At 61.5% G+C, this 14,474-nt stretch carries 14 protein-coding genes; 7 read left to right on the top strand and 7 right to left on the bottom strand.

The window, feature by feature from the left end; genetic code table 11:
* Positions 1-2: 2 nt before the first annotated feature.
* The gene (locus ACM6IK_RS08035; protein ID WP_108216761.1) at positions 3-1,160 is read right to left on the bottom strand and encodes an efflux RND transporter periplasmic adaptor subunit; all 1,158 of its coding nucleotides are present in this window, start codon (positions 1,158-1,160) and stop codon (positions 3-5) included.
* A 267-nt stretch (positions 1,161-1,427) separates the two neighbouring features.
* Between ACM6IK_RS08035 and emhR the strand changes: the two genes are divergently transcribed.
* Positions 1,428-2,060 (top strand): efflux system transcriptional repressor EmhR, encoded by a 633-nt coding sequence (gene emhR / locus ACM6IK_RS08030; protein ID WP_108216762.1) that lies wholly within the window; start codon positions 1,428-1,430, stop codon positions 2,058-2,060.
* Positions 2,061-2,420: 360 nt separating this feature from the next.
* Here the strand turns inward: emhR and ACM6IK_RS08025 are convergent, their stop codons facing one another.
* From ACM6IK_RS08025 to ACM6IK_RS08015, 3 genes are read right to left on the bottom strand one after another with little or no spacing between them, the layout of a single operon-like run.
* Positions 2,421-3,470: an alkene reductase gene (locus tag ACM6IK_RS08025; protein ID WP_414873888.1), complete on the bottom strand. Its 1,050-nt coding sequence runs from the start codon at positions 3,468-3,470 to the stop codon at positions 2,421-2,423.
* Positions 3,471-3,500: 30 nt separating this feature from the next.
* Positions 3,501-4,667, bottom strand: a complete 1,167-nt coding sequence (locus ACM6IK_RS08020; RefSeq protein WP_414873887.1) for an MFS transporter — start codon at positions 4,665-4,667, stop codon at positions 3,501-3,503.
* Positions 4,668-4,713: 46 nt separating this feature from the next.
* Positions 4,714-5,016, bottom strand: a complete 303-nt coding sequence (locus tag ACM6IK_RS08015) for an ArsR/SmtB family transcription factor (RefSeq protein ID WP_008019443.1) — start codon at positions 5,014-5,016, stop codon at positions 4,714-4,716.
* Positions 5,017-5,186: 170 nt separating this feature from the next.
* Here ACM6IK_RS08015 and ACM6IK_RS08010 point away from each other — a divergent pair, with 170 nt between their 5' ends.
* On the top strand, positions 5,187-5,765 hold the full coding sequence (locus ACM6IK_RS08010; protein ID WP_414873886.1) for an ACP phosphodiesterase: 579 nt from the start codon (positions 5,187-5,189) through the stop codon (positions 5,763-5,765).
* 107 nt (positions 5,766-5,872) lie between these two features.
* On the opposite strand, the gene ACM6IK_RS08005 is transcribed toward ACM6IK_RS08010, so the two are convergent.
* Both ACM6IK_RS08005 and olsB read right to left on the bottom strand, forming a co-directional pair.
* Positions 5,873-6,664: a lysophospholipid acyltransferase family protein gene (locus tag ACM6IK_RS08005; protein ID WP_414873885.1), complete on the bottom strand. Its 792-nt coding sequence runs from the start codon at positions 6,662-6,664 to the stop codon at positions 5,873-5,875.
* The gene (olsB, locus tag ACM6IK_RS08000; protein WP_218430330.1) at positions 6,664-7,419 is read right to left on the bottom strand and encodes an L-ornithine N(alpha)-acyltransferase; all 756 of its coding nucleotides are present in this window, start codon (positions 7,417-7,419) and stop codon (positions 6,664-6,666) included. Before olsB ends, ACM6IK_RS08005 begins: the two co-directional genes overlap by 1 nt.
* Before the next feature lie 155 nt (positions 7,420-7,574).
* Here olsB and ACM6IK_RS07995 point away from each other — a divergent pair, with 155 nt between their 5' ends.
* From ACM6IK_RS07995 to ACM6IK_RS07975, 5 genes are all read left to right on the top strand, one after another.
* Entirely contained in the window at positions 7,575-8,462 is an 888-nt protein-coding gene (locus tag ACM6IK_RS07995) for an acyl-CoA dehydrogenase (RefSeq protein WP_414873884.1), read from the top strand.
* Between the two features lie 165 nt (positions 8,463-8,627).
* Positions 8,628-9,722, top strand: coding sequence for a serine hydrolase domain-containing protein (locus ACM6IK_RS07990; protein WP_414873883.1), 1,095 nt, complete (start codon positions 8,628-8,630; stop codon positions 9,720-9,722).
* Positions 9,719-10,042, top strand: coding sequence for an amidase (locus ACM6IK_RS07985; RefSeq protein ID WP_414873882.1), 324 nt, complete (start codon positions 9,719-9,721; stop codon positions 10,040-10,042). The genes ACM6IK_RS07990 and ACM6IK_RS07985 overlap by 4 nt, the downstream gene beginning before the upstream one ends.
* Before the next feature lie 287 nt (positions 10,043-10,329).
* Complete coding sequence (locus ACM6IK_RS07980) at positions 10,330-10,920, top strand: YceI family protein (protein WP_414873881.1); 591 nt, start codon at positions 10,330-10,332, stop codon at positions 10,918-10,920.
* A gap of 1 nt (position 10,921) precedes the next feature.
* The gene (locus ACM6IK_RS07975) at positions 10,922-12,079 is read left to right on the top strand and encodes a phospholipase D-like domain-containing protein (protein ID WP_414873880.1); all 1,158 of its coding nucleotides are present in this window, start codon (positions 10,922-10,924) and stop codon (positions 12,077-12,079) included.
* Between the two features lie 71 nt (positions 12,080-12,150).
* On the opposite strand, the gene bglX is transcribed toward ACM6IK_RS07975, so the two are convergent.
* Positions 12,151-14,442: a beta-glucosidase BglX gene (gene bglX / locus ACM6IK_RS07970; protein WP_414873879.1), complete on the bottom strand. Its 2,292-nt coding sequence runs from the start codon at positions 14,440-14,442 to the stop codon at positions 12,151-12,153.
* Between the last annotated feature and the right edge of the window lie 32 nt (positions 14,443-14,474).

Below are 14,474 nucleotides of genomic sequence, written 5' to 3'. Positions count from 1 at the left end.
GTTTACTCCCCTTCGCCGCCGGAGGCTTTATCAGCTACCTGGGCGGGGGCCGGGTTCCTTACGGCTACGTTGGTCGCTTCACTGGTCTTGACTTCGATGCCAGGCTTGACGAATTGCAGACCTTCGGTAATCAGGCGATCGCCGGCCTTCAGGCCGTCTTCGATCAGCCATTGGTTACCGACAGTGCGGTTGGCCTTGAGTTGACGCAGTTCGACCTTGTTGTCCGGGCCGACGACCAGAGCGGTCGGGGTGCCTTTGAGGTCACGGGTCACGCCTTGCTGCGGAGCCAGGATCGCCGCGCTGTTCACGCCGGTCAGCAATTTGGCGTGCACGAACATGCCTGGCAGAAGGGTGTGATCAGGGTTCGGGAAAATCGCGCGCAGGGTGACGGAACCGGTGGTCTGGTCAACCGAGATTTCGGAGAACTCCAGCTTGCCGTCCAGCTTGTACTCGCTGCCGTCCTCGAGGGTCAGCTTGACCGAGGCTGCGTTGTCACCGGCTTTTTGCAGGCGACCGCTTTCCAGCTCACGGCGCAGTTGCAACAGCTCGACCGAAGACTGCGTCACGTCGACGTAGATCGGGTCGATTTGCTGAATCACCGCCATCGCATCGACCTGGGCATTGCTCACCAGTGCGCCCTCGGTCACCGAGGAGCGGCCGATGCGGCCGGTCAGCGGGGCATTGACCTTGGTGTAGCGCACATTGATCTGGGCGGTTTGCAGTGCGGCTTCCGATTGCAGGCGGTTGGCCAGGGCGGTGTCGTATTCCTGACGGCTTACGGCTTGTTCGTCGACCAGTTGCTTGTAGCGGTCGGAAATCGATTTGGTCGAACGCAGGTTGGCTTCGGCGCTGGCGAGCGTCGCTTCATAGATTGACGGATCGATCTGATAGAGCTGCTGGCCGGCCTTGACGTCGCTACCCTCCTTGAACAAGCGCTTGAGAATGATGCCGTTGACCTGCGGACGGACTTCGGCAATGCGGTACGCACTGGTCCGACCTGGCAGATCGGACGTCAGGGTGAAAGCCTGGGGTTGCAGAGTCACGACGCCGACCTGAGGCGGTGGGGCGGCCGGTGCTGCCTCTTCCTTTTTGCATCCGCTGAGCAGCGATGCCAGGGCGACGGCGGCGACCAGAGCGGTAACAGCTGGCTTGAATTGCATGAAAATCCTCGGGTCAGGCGCGCAAGGAGCGCACTAGAAAGGTGGAAGGTTGAAAAATGGTTACCGAGTGGATAAGTAGCTTGCTAAGGAATATACTTACGTACATGGCTGTTTGTAAATACCCAGGCGGCGTATCAACGTCGTTACACAAGCCGTTGAACGGTAGTAAATGCAGGCTGGGGACGCCCCCCCCAGAACGTTCGCCCCACTTTTTATTCAGCTGATATTCAGACATCGCTGAAGCACCCCGATTGAGGTTGTACTGCCATGGTCCGTCGTACCAAAGAGGAAGCTCAGGAAACCCGCGCACAAATTCTCGAGGCGGCCGAAAAGGCCTTTTTCGAGCGAGGCGTGGCGCGCACGACCCTGGCGGACATCGCGACCCTGGCCGGTGTCACTCGAGGGGCCATTTACTGGCACTTCAGCAACAAGGCGGATCTGGTGCAGGCCATGCTCGACACCTTGCATGAGCCGCTGGAAGAAATGGCCAAGGCCAGCGAGAGCGAAGACGAACTCGATCCCCTGGGCTGCATGCGCAAACTGTTGATTCATTTGTTTCATCAAATTGCGCTGGACCCGAAAACCCGCCGCATCAATGAGATTCTTTTTCATAAGTGTGAATTCACCGATGAAATGTGCGACCTGCGCCAACAACGGGTGTCGGCCAGCCTCGAATGCAATGTGCGGATCGGCCTGGCCCTGAGTAATGCGGTGAATCGCGGCCAGTTGCCGGAAAACCTCGACACCGCCCGCGCCGCCATCAGCTTGCATGCTTTTATTGATGGCATCCTGTACCAGTGGTTGCTGGCCCCGGACAGTTTTCAATTGCACGCCGAAGCCGAACGTTGGGTCGATACCGGGCTGGATCTGTTGCGCTTCAGCCCCAGCCTGCGTAAATAAAGCAAAATGCGTAATTGGCGCCTTGTGTGTCAACCATTGAAACCGAAGATGAACAGTTCTTCACGCGCCCTCCGACAATGGGGTGCTTTTATATACTTACACTCGGCAGGTGGACAGGTAGCAAGCTCAGTAATTTGTAGGAATTTTGTGTCGAGTCTGTGAGAAGGCCATCTATTGCCCCTGTAGGAGCGAGCTTGCTCGCGATGGTCGTTAACGATAACGCGTGGTTACTGGTTAAACGCGACGCTATCGAGCCCATCGCGAGCAAGCTCGCTCCTACAGTGGATAGTGTTAACCGTCCAGATACTAAAAAGCCCCGGCTCTTTCGAGTCGGGGCTTTCACGTTTCAACGGTTGCTGATTACAGCGTCGGGTAGTCGATGTAGCCGGCCGGGCCCTTGGCGTAGAACAGTTCCGGACGCGCGTCGTTCAGCGGCGCGTCAGCCTGCAAACGCGCTGGCAGGTCAGGGTTGGCAATGAAAGGTACGCCGAAGGCGACTGCATCGGCCTTGCCGCTGGCGAGCAACGCGTTGGCGCTGTCCTTGGTGAAGCGCTCGTTGGCAATGTAAGGGCCGCCGAAGGCTTCCTTGAGTTGAGGGCCGAGGCTGTCGGCACCTTCTTTCTCCCGCGAGCAGATGAAGGCGATGCCACGCTTGCCCAGTTCGCGAGCGACGTAGGTGAAGGTTTCGGCCAGGTTGTCGTCGCCCATGTCATGCAGGTCGGCGCGTGGCGACAGGTGTACGCCCACACGGCCGGCGCCCCAGATTTCGATCGCCGCGTCGGTCACTTCCAGCAGCAGGCGAGCACGGTTTTCCAGGGAGCCGCCGTAGTTGTCGGTGCGCTGGTTGGTGCTGCTTTGCAGGAACTGGTCGAGCAGGTAACCGTTGGCGGCATGGATTTCCACACCGTCGAAGCCGGCGGCCTTGGCGTTCTCGGCACCGACGCGGTAAGCGTCGACGATGTCGGCGATTTCAGCGGTTTCCAGGGCGCGCGGCACCGGGAAGTCGGCCAACGGACGCACCAGGCTGACGTGGCCCTTGGGCTGGATGGCGCTCGGGGCGACCGGGGCTTCATCGTTCAGGTACAAACCGTGGGAAATGCGACCCACGTGCCACAGTTGCAGGAAGATCTTGCCGCCCGCGCCATGGATCGCCTTGGTCACGTTAGACCAGCCACGCACCTGATCATTGGACCAGATGCCCGGGGTGTCCGGGTAGCCGACGCCCATCGGCGTCACCGAGGTGGCCTCGCTGAGGATCAGGCCGGCGGAGGCGCGTTGCACGTAGTACTCGGCCATCAGCGCGTTGGGCACGCGACCTTCGTCGGCGCGGCAGCGGGTCAGTGGCGCCATGATGATGCGGTTGGCCAACTCGAGGTCGCCCAGTTTGATCGGATCGAAAATAGTCGTCATTTAAAGCAACCCTCGTGAGGTAATGGTTGATCAGTTGGTAGCAGGGGCCAGATCGGGATTGCCGCTCTGACGGAAAGTAATCAGGGTCACCAGCAGGGCGAGTACCGCCAGTGCGGCTGCGGCGAGCGGCACGCTGGTCAGGCCGAAGCCGTGGGCGATCACGCTGCCGCCGACCCAGGCGCCCAGGGCGTTGCCGATGTTGAAAGCGCCGATATTCAGGGTCGACACCAGGTTCGGTGCGGCCTTGCCGAAGGTCACCACGTTCACTTGCAGCGCCGGTACCGCGGCGAAGCACGCGGTGGCCCAGAGGAACAGGGTGATTTCGGTCGGGATCAGCGCGACGCTGGTCCAGGTCAGCACGGTGGACACCACGGCCATGGTGATGAACACGCCGATCAGCGTCGCGGCCATGCCTTTGTCGGCCAGCTTGCCGCCGATGATGTTGCCGACCGTCAGGCCCAGGCCGATGAGCATCAGGGTCCAGGTCACGCCACGGGGCGAGACGCCGGTGACTTCGCCCAGCAGCGGCGCGATGTAGGTGAACAGGGTGAACACCGAAGCGGCGAACAGCGCGGTCATGCTCAGGGACAGCCAGATGCCGCCGCCCTTGAGTGCGGCCAGTTCGGCGCGCATGTCGAGTTTTTCTTCATCGCGCTTGGCCGGCAGGAAGCGGATCAAACCGATCAGTGCGATCACACCGATCACGGTCACGGCCCAGAAGGTCGAACGCCAGCCGGCTGCCTGACCGAGGGCGGTGCCCAGCGGTACGCCGAGGACGTTGGCCAGGGTCAGGCCGGTGAACATCAGGGCCACGGCCGAAGCGCGTTTGTTCGCAGGCACCAGGCCGGCGGCTACGACTGAACCGATACCGAAGAAGGCGCCATGGCACAGGGCGGTGACCACACGGGCGAACATCAACACGTTGTAGTCGCCGGCCACTGCGCAGAGCAGGTTGCCAATAATGAAAATGCCCATCAACGCTACCAGGGCGGCCTTGCGCGGCAATTTGGCGGTGGCCAGCGCCATGAACGGCGCGCCGATGGCCACACCCAGGGCGTAACCGGTCACCAGCCAGCCGGCACCGGGAATCGACACACCGAGGTCAGCCGCCACGTTGGGCAGCAGGCCCATGATGACGAACTCGGTGGTGCCAATGGCGAAGGCGCTCAAGGCCAGGATGAGTAGCGAGAGGGGCATTGTTTAATTCCTTTTCGGCTGGCTGACGTTGGGGGCGTTCTCAGGGTCAGAGCTCTTTACTGAAGGTTTTGAGGAACTCCTGGATGGTTTCCTCGTTACGTTTGAAGAAGTGCCACTGGCCGACTTTGCGGCTGCTGATCAGGCCGGCGCGTTGCAGGGTCGCCAGGTGTGCGGACACCGTGGACTGCGACAGGCCGCAACGTTGATCGATCTGCCCGGCGCAGACGCCGTGTTCGTTACTGTGGGACTGGTCGGGAAATTCGACGGTCGGGTCCTTGAGCCAGTGCAGGATGTCTCGCCGTACCGGGTGCGCCAGGGCTTTTATTATTTCGTCGAGATTGATGGTCATGATGTGGGCTCGTGATGTGTAAAACGTTATATCGCGATTAAGCGAACTTTAAATCGGTATTTCGCGATATACAAATATGATTTTGCTCTGACCCGCTCACATTTCGGTATATCGAGTTATAACGATATGGTGAGTGTAACAAGACAAGAGGGCAGTGCTAAGCTGCGCCCATGAACTATCTCGCACATCTTCACCTCGGTGGTCAGCGTCCCGGCCAAATGCTCGGCAGCCTATATGGCGATTTCGTCAAGGGACGGCTGCAAGGGCAGTTCGCTCCGGAAATCGAGGGGGCTATCCAGTTGCACCGCAGCATCGACGTGTTCACTGATCGCCATCCGCTGGTGGACGTCGCGTTGTCGCGTTTCTCCCTGACCCGTCGTCGCTACGCGGGGATCGTGCTCGACGTGTTTTTCGACCATTGCCTGGCCCGGGACTGGACGCTGTATGCCGACCGGCCCCTGGCGTTGTTCACCTCGGACGTTTACCGCGTGCTGTCCAGCGAACGGCAATTGCCGGAGCGGCTGGCGAAGATAGCGCCGCACATGGTGGCCAATGACTGGTTGGGCTCGTATCAGGAATTCGAAGTGCTGGAGCAGGTGTTGCGCGGAATCTCACGGCGCCTGACCCGGCCGGAGGAACTGGCGGCGGCGATGCAGGAGTTGCGGCGGTTGTATGAACCGTTGAGCGAGGACTTCAGTTTGTTCTATCCGCAGCTGCAGGCGTTTGCCCGGAACTACTCAACACCCTGAAACCCCTGTGGGAGCGAGCTTGCTCGCGATGAGGCCATAACAGTCACCATGGATATGACTGTTAGATAGCTATCGCGAGCAAGCTCGCTCCCACAGGAGTTATGTGTTTACGCTGCAATTGCGGGGCGCATTGGTGTTCGATGCGGTTCGACAATCTCACCAAACAACGCCTTCTGCACCGCCTGCTGTGCCTCGAACGCCAGCGCTGCGCGTTCCCGACCTTCGCAAGCGATTGGCTTGAGCAGATGAATCTCCACACCGCCACGGTCATTGCTGAACAGGCGCATCAAGTGCGAGAGCAGATCATCGTCGCCAATGAACGGCGCCAGCGCGCAAGGCTCGCCGTCACGCACATAACGAATCGCTACCGGCTGCATCGCCACTTCGGAATCGATGGCGGCGGACAGCAGGCGACCATGGAAGGTACGCAGCGAACGGCCATCGGTGGTGGTGCCTTCCGGGAACATCAGCAGGGGGTGTGCCTGTTCCAGGTGACGGGTCATCTGCTTGCGGATCAACTGGCTGTCACCCGAGCCACGGCGGATAAACAGGCTACCGGCCTTGGCCGCCAACCAGCCGGCTACTGGCCAGGTGCGCACTTCGGCCTTGGACAGGAACGACAGCGGCGTGAGCATGCCCAGCAGCGGGATGTCGGTCCAGGACACGTGGTTGCTGACCCAGAGCATCGGTGCCTTCGGCAGCTCGCCGTGAACGGTCACGTCAAAGGGCAGGGCGTTGCTCAGGCGGGCCATGAAAAACCGCGACCAGCGCTGACGACGCGCCATCGAATGGGCCATGCCCAGGCGCTCGAACACTCCGAACACGCAGGCCATGCCCAGGCCCAGCGTCACCACCAGCAGCACTCGCGCGATTCGCGCGTACACCCGTAACCGGCTCATCAGACAGCCGCCTTGAAGTGTTTGGCGTAACGCGGGCAGAGTTCGTCGCGCTTGAGCAGGATGAACACGTCGGCGACCTGGAAGTCTTCGTCCCAGCATGGCTCGCCGCAGATCTTCGCGCCCAGGCGCATGTAGGCCTTGAGCAGCGGTGGCATTTCGGCGATCACGTTCGACGGGATGTCCAGGCTCGGCAGCGGTTTTTTCGGCTCGGCACGCAGGTGTTCAGTGCACAGGTAGCGCTCGCGCAGACGCTGCATGATCGCGTGGGCCTGTACGCCGCCATCCTGCATCGGAATGCTCGCACAACCCATCAGGTAGCTGTAGCCGCCCTGGTTCAGGACTTCGGCCAGTTCGCCCCAGAGCACGGCGATGGTGCCGCCGTTACGGTAGGCCGGGTCGACGCAGGTGCGGCCGATTTCCAGGATCGGGCCTTGCAGGTGCACCAGGCCGTGGAGGCTGAATTCTTCTTCGCTGTAGAACTTGCCCAGGCTGCTGGCAGCCGTGTGGTCAAGCAAACGTGTGGTCGCCACCAGACGCCCGGTGTTCAGGTCACGCACGCCGATGTGGGCGCAGTGAACGTCATAGTCATCCATGTCCAGACCCAGTTCAGCGCCCTTGAGCCTGGCGTTGAATTCGCCGCTGAACACGTTGAAGCGCAAGGCTTGGGCTTCCTGCAACGCCTCGGCGCCCACCAGGCGTTCGGCTTGCAGGCGGCGTTCGTTGCCGGTGTCGCTGATGCGGGCGATCTGAGTCATGGCGAATCTCCGTGCGGGCTGCTCACCTGTCTTTGGGCTACAGCGAATCGACTTTCTTTGTCTAGCCGTGTTGTGCAAAGTCAGGCTATGTAGCCCCGGTGTCATCGCCATTAAGCTTTGGTGATGCTTATATGACAGCCCTCGAGGAGCCTCTTATGCCCTGGCAAACCCTGTTGAACCGCCGTGATCGCTTGCCCGCCAACCCGGATCTGGCTGAAGGTTTCGCGACCTTGTTGCAGCAGTTGGGCGCGGTCACGCCGTTCGAATTGGCCGTGCTTGGCGGGCGGTTGATGGCGACGCCGGGGCTGGCGTTTCTGGTGGGCTATCAAGCGGCATTACGCATGCTTTGGCCGAGTGCGCCGCTGAGCCTCGGCGCGCTGTGCGCCACCGAACAGCGCAGCCTGCGCCCGGCCGACATGCAAACCCGACTGAGCGGTTTGCGTTTGAGCGGACGCAAGGATTTCGTCACCGCAGGCTTTGCCGCCGACTGGCTACTGGTGGCGGCGCGCAGTGAGGAGCCTGGTACCGATCCGCACTTGAGCCTGGCGGTGATCTATCGTGGTGAGCCGGGTGTGCGGGTGGAAAAACTGGCGCCGATCCCGTTGATGCCGGACATCAGTCATGGCCGATTGTTTCTGGACAATGCCTTGTGCGAATTGCTCGCCGGGGACGGCTGGGATGCCTATGTCAAACCGTTCCGCACCCTGGAAGACATCTATGTGCTGAGCGCCATGACGGCGTGGTTGTATGGCATTGGCCAGGAATGCGATTGGCCGCAAGGCTTGCAATTGCGGTTGCTGGGGTTGTTGGCGGGGTGCGCGGAAACCAGCCGCCAGCCACCGACCCTTCCGGCCGGGCATGTGTTGCTTGGCGGGTTGTTTGCGCAGTTCGAAGGGCTCAAGGCTGAGGTCAATGAGGCGTTGGCCGCAGGGCCTGCGGAGTGGGCGACGATGTGGCAGCGGGACCAGGCGGTGATGGATTTGGCGGTAGGGGCGCGAGGGAAGCGATTGGCGAAGGCTCTGGCGCAATCTTCGCTGGCCTGACTGGCCTCATCGCGAGCAAGCTCGCTCCCACAGGGATCTCGCTCACACCAAAGATCCATTGTGGGAGCGAGCTTGCTCGCGATGGCGGCCTGATTGGCAACATGAACTTCTGAATTGTCATCAACCTCGACTAGGCTCAGCAGGTTCAATCTGTGAGCCCCCGCCATGCCCAAAGGCTTGTCCCTGATTTTCCTGCTGTTGCTCAGCCTCACGGCCAGGGCCGAAAACTGGCCCGCCGAGCAATGGCCGACCGCCCCGACGCCGACCGGCCCGGCGCTTCAAGCCCTGGAGGCCTACGCCTTCCCATCCCGCGATGACACCACCCGCCAGGGCATTCGCACCGATGCCTTGCTGGTGATTCGCGATGGCCAGTTGCTCTATGAACGCTACGCCGGTCCGACGACGGCCGAGACGCCGCACCTGACCTGGTCGATCAGCAAGAGCCTGATGGCCACGATCCTCGGCGTGGCCTACGGCGAAGGCTTGTTCAAGCTTGGCGACCCGGTGGCGAAGTTTTATCCGCCCCTGCAAAAACACCCCGACATGACCATGGCCGACCTGCTGCACTGGGCCTCGGGCCTGGATTGGCAAGAAGACTACGAATACGCACCGCTGAAGTCTTCGGTGGTGGCCATGCTCTACACCCGCGGTCACCACGACATGGCTGCGTTCACTGCGACCCATGATGCTTATGTGGCGCCAGGCCAGGCGTTCCGCTACTCCAGCGGTGACAGCAACCTGCTGTCCGCCGCGCTGAAAACCATCGTCGGTCCCGGCCGTTATCCCGACTTTCCGTGGATTGCATTGTTCGAACCGCTGGGCATTCGCCACGCGATCTGGGAAACCGATGCCACGGGCACTTTCGTCGCGTCGTCCTATGCCTACCTCACTGCACGGGACCTGGCCCGGGTCGGTCTGTTGATGGCTCGCGAGGGTCGCTGGGCAGACAAGCAGCTGCTGCCCAAGGATTGGCTGGCCTTCAACCGCGAGCCGTTCGCTCACTATCACGCACACGAAGACGATGCCGTCCCCGGCGGCCAATGGTGGCTCAATCGAGCCGTCGAGGGCGCGACACGACCCTGGCCCGATGCCCCCGCCGACACCTTCGCCGCATTGGGTCATTGGGGGCAGGCAATGTATGTGATCCCCAGCGAACACCTGGTGATCGTCCGCTATGGCGATGACCGCGACGGCAGCTACCGGCACAACCAATTGCTCCAGCTCGCGCTCAAGGCCTTTGCCGGGAAGGTGCAGCCATGACCGGTTTCATTCGTCGTCGACCGGCCAGTTCTCTATTGCTGATCCTGTTGATCGCCTTGCTCTGCTGGATCTGGCACGAGCGGGTGGCGCTGTGGGCGTTCCCCGACATCATCAGCGCCTACACCGCCAAGGAATACTGTTCGTGCCGCTATGTGATGAACAACGACGCCGAGTACTGCCACCGTTATGTGCAACAGTGGCTGCCCGCCAGCGGCTTTACCGATGATGCTACCGACAAGCGCGTAACGGTCAGCGGCATGGGCCGCAGCAACAGCGCCGTGTGGATCGGCGAGCGCCAGGGCTGCCGTTTGCAGCCTTGAACACGCCAAAACCGTGAGGTCAGGCGAGTGCTTTTGTGGCGAGGGGGCTTGCCCCCGTTGCGCTGCGAAGCAGTGCTGAAAGCTGCAACCAAGTAAGTCTGATTCACCGGGAAGGCTGGCTTTGCGTCTGCTTCGCAGTCGAGCGGGGCGGTGCGGCGACCCGACAAGCCCCCTCGCCACAAAAGCTCACTTGCCTCAGGTAATGTGTTCAAGGAGCAACAGAAAGTTTGCAACCTGTGACAAGCCAGTTAAGGTTCAGCACAGGTTTATCTGCCCCACGAGTCTCTATGTTCAAGCGCTCCACCCATCAAACCCTCGCTTTCCTGTTGTTGGCCGGTGCCGCGTTGTCGGCCCGTGCCGATTGGTACCTGGATGGTGAGTCCTCGCGTCTGTCATTCGTCAGCACCAAAAACGCCAATGTCTGCGAAGTGCAGCGCTTTCTGGTGCTGCACGGCAAGGTCGATCCCGAAGGACTGGCACAGGTCGAAGTCGAGCTGGAATCGATCAACAGCGGCATCCCGTTGCGCGATGAGCGCATGCGCAAGGAACTGTTTCAGATCGACCGGTTTCCCGACGCCTTGATCACCACGAAAATCGATCTGCGCCCGATCAATGATCTTGCTCCCGGCGCACAGCTGGAGTTGCGCCTGCCGCTGATGGTGGACTTGCACGGCAAGCAGCACGAATACCCCGCCGAACTGCTGGCGACCCGTCTCGATGACCGGCGCTTCCAGGTGGTGACCCTCGAACCGCTGGTGATCAACGCCGAAGATTTCGATTTGGCTCCCGGCCTGGAAACGTTGCGCAAAATGGCCGATCTGTCGGCAATCAGTCTTTCAGTGCCGGTGAGTGCGGTGCTGATTTTCACGGCGCGCTGACATGGCCGGAGCGATTTTTCCCTGGCGTGAAGGCAACCACTTCGAACTGCTGGTCGATGGTCCACAGTTCTTCCCGCGCATGCTGGTGGCGATTGCCCGCGCCGAAGAACAGGTCGAGCTGGAGCTGTACCTGGTGGAAGCGGGCGCCTGCGCCGAAGCCATGGTCCAGGCATTGGTGCAGGCCGCCGAGCGCGGTGTGCGAGTGCGCTGCCTGTTCGATGACTATGGCAGCCTCGCCTTCACCCTGACCTTGCGTCAGCGGCTGACGGCTGTCGGAGTGGAACTGCGTTTTTACAATCGCCTGAGCTGGCGGCGTTGGGTCGGCAATTTCTACCGCGATCACCGCAAATTGTTGCTGGTGGATCAGAGCCTGGCGGTCGTCGGCGGCACAGGCGTCACTGATGAGTTCTGGACCCCGGGGGAAGAGGTCAGCGAATGGCATGAGGTGATGGTGGAAATCACCGGGCCACTGGTGCTCGACTGGCAGTTGCTGTTCGATCGTCAGTGGATCGCCAACCGCCATCGCCGCGCCTGGCGACCGGCCTCGCATTTTGGCTTGCCGCGCCTGCCACGGGTGCCATCGATGGGCGAGGGCATGGGCCGGGTGGCCTATGCCGACGCCCGTCAACACCGGGACATTCTGCAATCGCTGGTGCGCGCGTTGAACAGCGGCCAGCGACGGATCTGGCTGGCCACGCCGTACTTTTTGCCGACCTGGAAGGTCCGCCGTTCCCTGCGCCGGGCGGCTGCCCGGGGCGTCGATGTGCGGTTGCTGCTGACCGGACCCCGTACCGATCACCCGTCCGTGCGCTACGCCGGGCATCGTTACTACCCGCGACTGCTCAGGGCCGGGGTGAAGATCTTCGAGTACCAGCCGTGTTTCCTGCACCTGAAAATGGTCTTGATCGATGACTGGGTGAGCATCGGCTCGTGCAACTTCGATCACTGGAATCTGCGCTTCAACCTGGAAGCCAATCTGGAAGCGCTGGACCCCGGGTTGACCCGGTCGGTGGCCGCGAGTTTCGAGCACGACTTCGCCCTGAGCCAGCAAGTCAGTCTGGATGAGTGGAAGCGTCGGCCATTGTGGCGGCGGGTCAAGCAGCGGGTGTGGGGATGGGTGGATCGGGTGGTGGTGAATCTGCTGGATCGAAGGGGTTGAACCCGATCTTCCGAACACCCTGAAACCCCTGTAGGAGCTGGCAAGCCAGCTCCTACAGGGGGGAGTGGGGTTTAGAGCAACTCAAAGCTCTGCTGCGTCACGTCCTGGGAATCCAGGCCAATCTGCACGTTGAACTTGCCCGGCTCCGCCGCGTATTTGAGCTGGGTGTTGTAGAACTTCAGGTCGTCCTCGGTGATGGTGAAGTGCACGACTTTCTGCTCGCCAGCCTTGACCATCACTTTCTGGAAGTTCTTCAGTTCCTTGATCGGACGGATCATCGAGCCGGCCACGTCCTGGATGTACAACTGCACCACGGTTTCGCCGTCACGCTTGCCGGTGTTCTTCACTGTGACGCTGGCGTCGAGCTTGCCGGTCTTGTTCAGTGTCGTCGACGACAGGGCCATGTCGCTCAGGCTGAACTCGGTGTAGCTCAGGCCATAGCCGAACGGGTACAGGGGACCTGTGGTGTCATCGAAATATTGCGAGGTGTAGTTGCCCGGTTTGCCCGGGGTGAACGGCCGGCCAATGGTCAGGTGGTTGTAGTAGGTCGGAATCTGGCCGACCGAGCGCGGGATACTGATCGGCAGTTTGCCCGACGGGTTGTAGTCGCCGAACAGCACGTCGGCGATGGCGTTACCGCCCTCGGTGCCGGTGAACCAGGTTTCCAGGATCGCGTCAGCCTGCTCCTTCTCCTCGAGGATCGTCAGTGGACGGCCGTTCATCAAAACCAGTACCAGCGGTTTGCCAGTGGCTTTCAGGGCACGGATCAGCTCGCGCTGGTTTTCCGGGATATTCAGGTCGGTGCGGCTCGACGATTCGTGGGACATGCCACGGGATTCGCCGACGGCGGCAACGACCACATCGGCATCCTTGGCCGCTTTCACCGCTTCGTCGATCAGCACCTTCGCCGGGCGCGGGTCATCCACCACTTCCGGGGCGTCGAAATTGAGAAAATTGAGGTAGCCGAGGATTTTCGGGTCGCTGGTGATGTTGGCGCCACGGGCGTAGATCAGTGTCGATTTGTCGCCCAGGGCGTTGGTCATGCCGTCGAACAGGGTCACCGACTGCGCCGGCTTACCGGCGGCAGCCCAACTGCCCATCATGTCGATGGGCGCCTTGGCCAGCGGGCCGACCAGGGCGATTTTCGCGGTCTTCTTCAGTGGCAGGGTTGCGTTGCGGTTTTTCAACAGCACCTGGCCGCGGCGTGCCACATCACGGGCCTCGGCGCGGTGCAGGCGGCTGTCGGCGTAGGTGTCGACCGGGTCATCCTCGGCTTTGCCGATGCGCAGGTACGGGTCCTTGAACAGGCCCATGTCGTACTTGGCGCCGAGCACCGCACGCACGGCTTTGTCGATGTCGCTCTGCTGGATCTCGCCGGACTTCAGCAGCCCTGGCAGCTCTTTGCCGTACAGGGTGTCGTTCATGCTCATGTGGATGCCGGCCTTGATCGCCAGCTTCGCCGCTTCGCGACCGTCGGCGGCAACGCCGTGTTTGATCAGCTCGAAGATCGCTCCGTGGTCGCTGACCGCCAGGCCCTTGAAGCCCCACTCCTTGCGTAGCAGGTCGTTCATCAGCCAGGTGTTGGCGGTAGCCGGCACGCCGTTGATCGAGTTCAGCGCGACCATGACCCCGCCAGCGCCGGCATCAATGGCGGCACGGTACGGCGGCAGGTAGTCCTGGTACATCTTCACCGGGCTCATGTCGACGATGTTGTAGTCGCGGCCACCCTCGACCGCGCCATACAGGGCGAAGTGCTTGACGCTGGCCATGATGCTGTCGGCCGCGTTGGCACCCGTGCCCTGGAACGCCTTGACCATCACGCCGGCAATGCGCGACACCAGGTAGGTGTCTTCGCCGAAGCCTTCGGAAGTACGGCCCCAGCGCGGGTCGCGGGAGATGTCGACCATCGGCGCGAAGGTGATGTCGAGGCTGTCAGCCGCGGCTTCCTTGGCGGCAATGCGCCCGGACAGGCCGATGGCGTCCATGTCCCAGCTCGAGGCCAGGGCCAGCGGGATCGGGAAAATGGTGCGGTGGCCGTGGATCACGTCGTAGGCGAAGAACATCGGGATCTTCAGGCGGCTGCGCATGGCCGCGTCCTGCATCGGCCGGTTTTCCGGGCGGGTGATCGAGTTGAACGTACCGCCGATGTTGCCCGCCGCGATTTCCTTGCGGATCATTTCGCGCGGCATTTCCGGGCCGATGCTGATCAGGCGCAACTGGCCGATTTTTTCATCGAGGGTCATTTGCTTCATCAGGTTGCTGACGAAGGCTTCCTTGTTCTCCAGGGGTGCGGGGGTCGTGGCGGCCAATACGTTATGACTGGCCAGGCTGACGAACAGGCCCAGCAAACACAGCTTCTTCATGAATAGTTTTCTCAAGGGCCCAAACGGCGATG

Source organism: Pseudomonas sp. IT-196MI5, from assembly GCF_949767415.1.
GTDB lineage: Bacteria > Pseudomonadota > Gammaproteobacteria > Pseudomonadales > Pseudomonadaceae > Aquipseudomonas.
Note: the sequence above shows the minus strand (reverse complement) of the source record. Positions and strands in the feature narration are given on the sequence as shown.

Coding starts and splice junctions, on each gene's coding strand:
- ACM6IK_RS08035 (WP_108216761.1), bottom strand. CDS start 1,160: ATGCAATTCAAGCCAGCTGTTACCGCTCTGGTCGCCGCCGTCGCCCTG.
- emhR (WP_108216762.1), top strand. CDS start 1,428: ATGGTCCGTCGTACCAAAGAGGAAGCTCAGGAAACCCGCGCACAAATT.
- ACM6IK_RS08025 (WP_414873888.1), bottom strand. CDS start 3,470: ATGACGACTATTTTCGATCCGATCAAACTGGGCGACCTCGAGTTGGCC.
- ACM6IK_RS08020 (WP_414873887.1), bottom strand. CDS start 4,667: ATGCCCCTCTCGCTACTCATCCTGGCCTTGAGCGCCTTCGCCATTGGC.
- ACM6IK_RS08015 (WP_008019443.1), bottom strand. CDS start 5,016: ATGACCATCAATCTCGACGAAATAATAAAAGCCCTGGCGCACCCGGTA.
- ACM6IK_RS08010 (WP_414873886.1), top strand. CDS start 5,187: ATGAACTATCTCGCACATCTTCACCTCGGTGGTCAGCGTCCCGGCCAA.
- ACM6IK_RS08005 (WP_414873885.1), bottom strand. CDS start 6,664: ATGAGCCGGTTACGGGTGTACGCGCGAATCGCGCGAGTGCTGCTGGTG.
- olsB (WP_218430330.1), bottom strand. CDS start 7,419: ATGACTCAGATCGCCCGCATCAGCGACACCGGCAACGAACGCCGCCTG.
- ACM6IK_RS07995 (WP_414873884.1), top strand. CDS start 7,575: ATGCCCTGGCAAACCCTGTTGAACCGCCGTGATCGCTTGCCCGCCAAC.
- ACM6IK_RS07990 (WP_414873883.1), top strand. CDS start 8,628: ATGCCCAAAGGCTTGTCCCTGATTTTCCTGCTGTTGCTCAGCCTCACG.
- ACM6IK_RS07985 (WP_414873882.1), top strand. CDS start 9,719: ATGACCGGTTTCATTCGTCGTCGACCGGCCAGTTCTCTATTGCTGATC.
- ACM6IK_RS07980 (WP_414873881.1), top strand. CDS start 10,330: ATGTTCAAGCGCTCCACCCATCAAACCCTCGCTTTCCTGTTGTTGGCC.
- ACM6IK_RS07975 (WP_414873880.1), top strand. CDS start 10,922: ATGGCCGGAGCGATTTTTCCCTGGCGTGAAGGCAACCACTTCGAACTG.
- bglX (WP_414873879.1), bottom strand. CDS start 14,442: ATGAAGAAGCTGTGTTTGCTGGGCCTGTTCGTCAGCCTGGCCAGTCAT.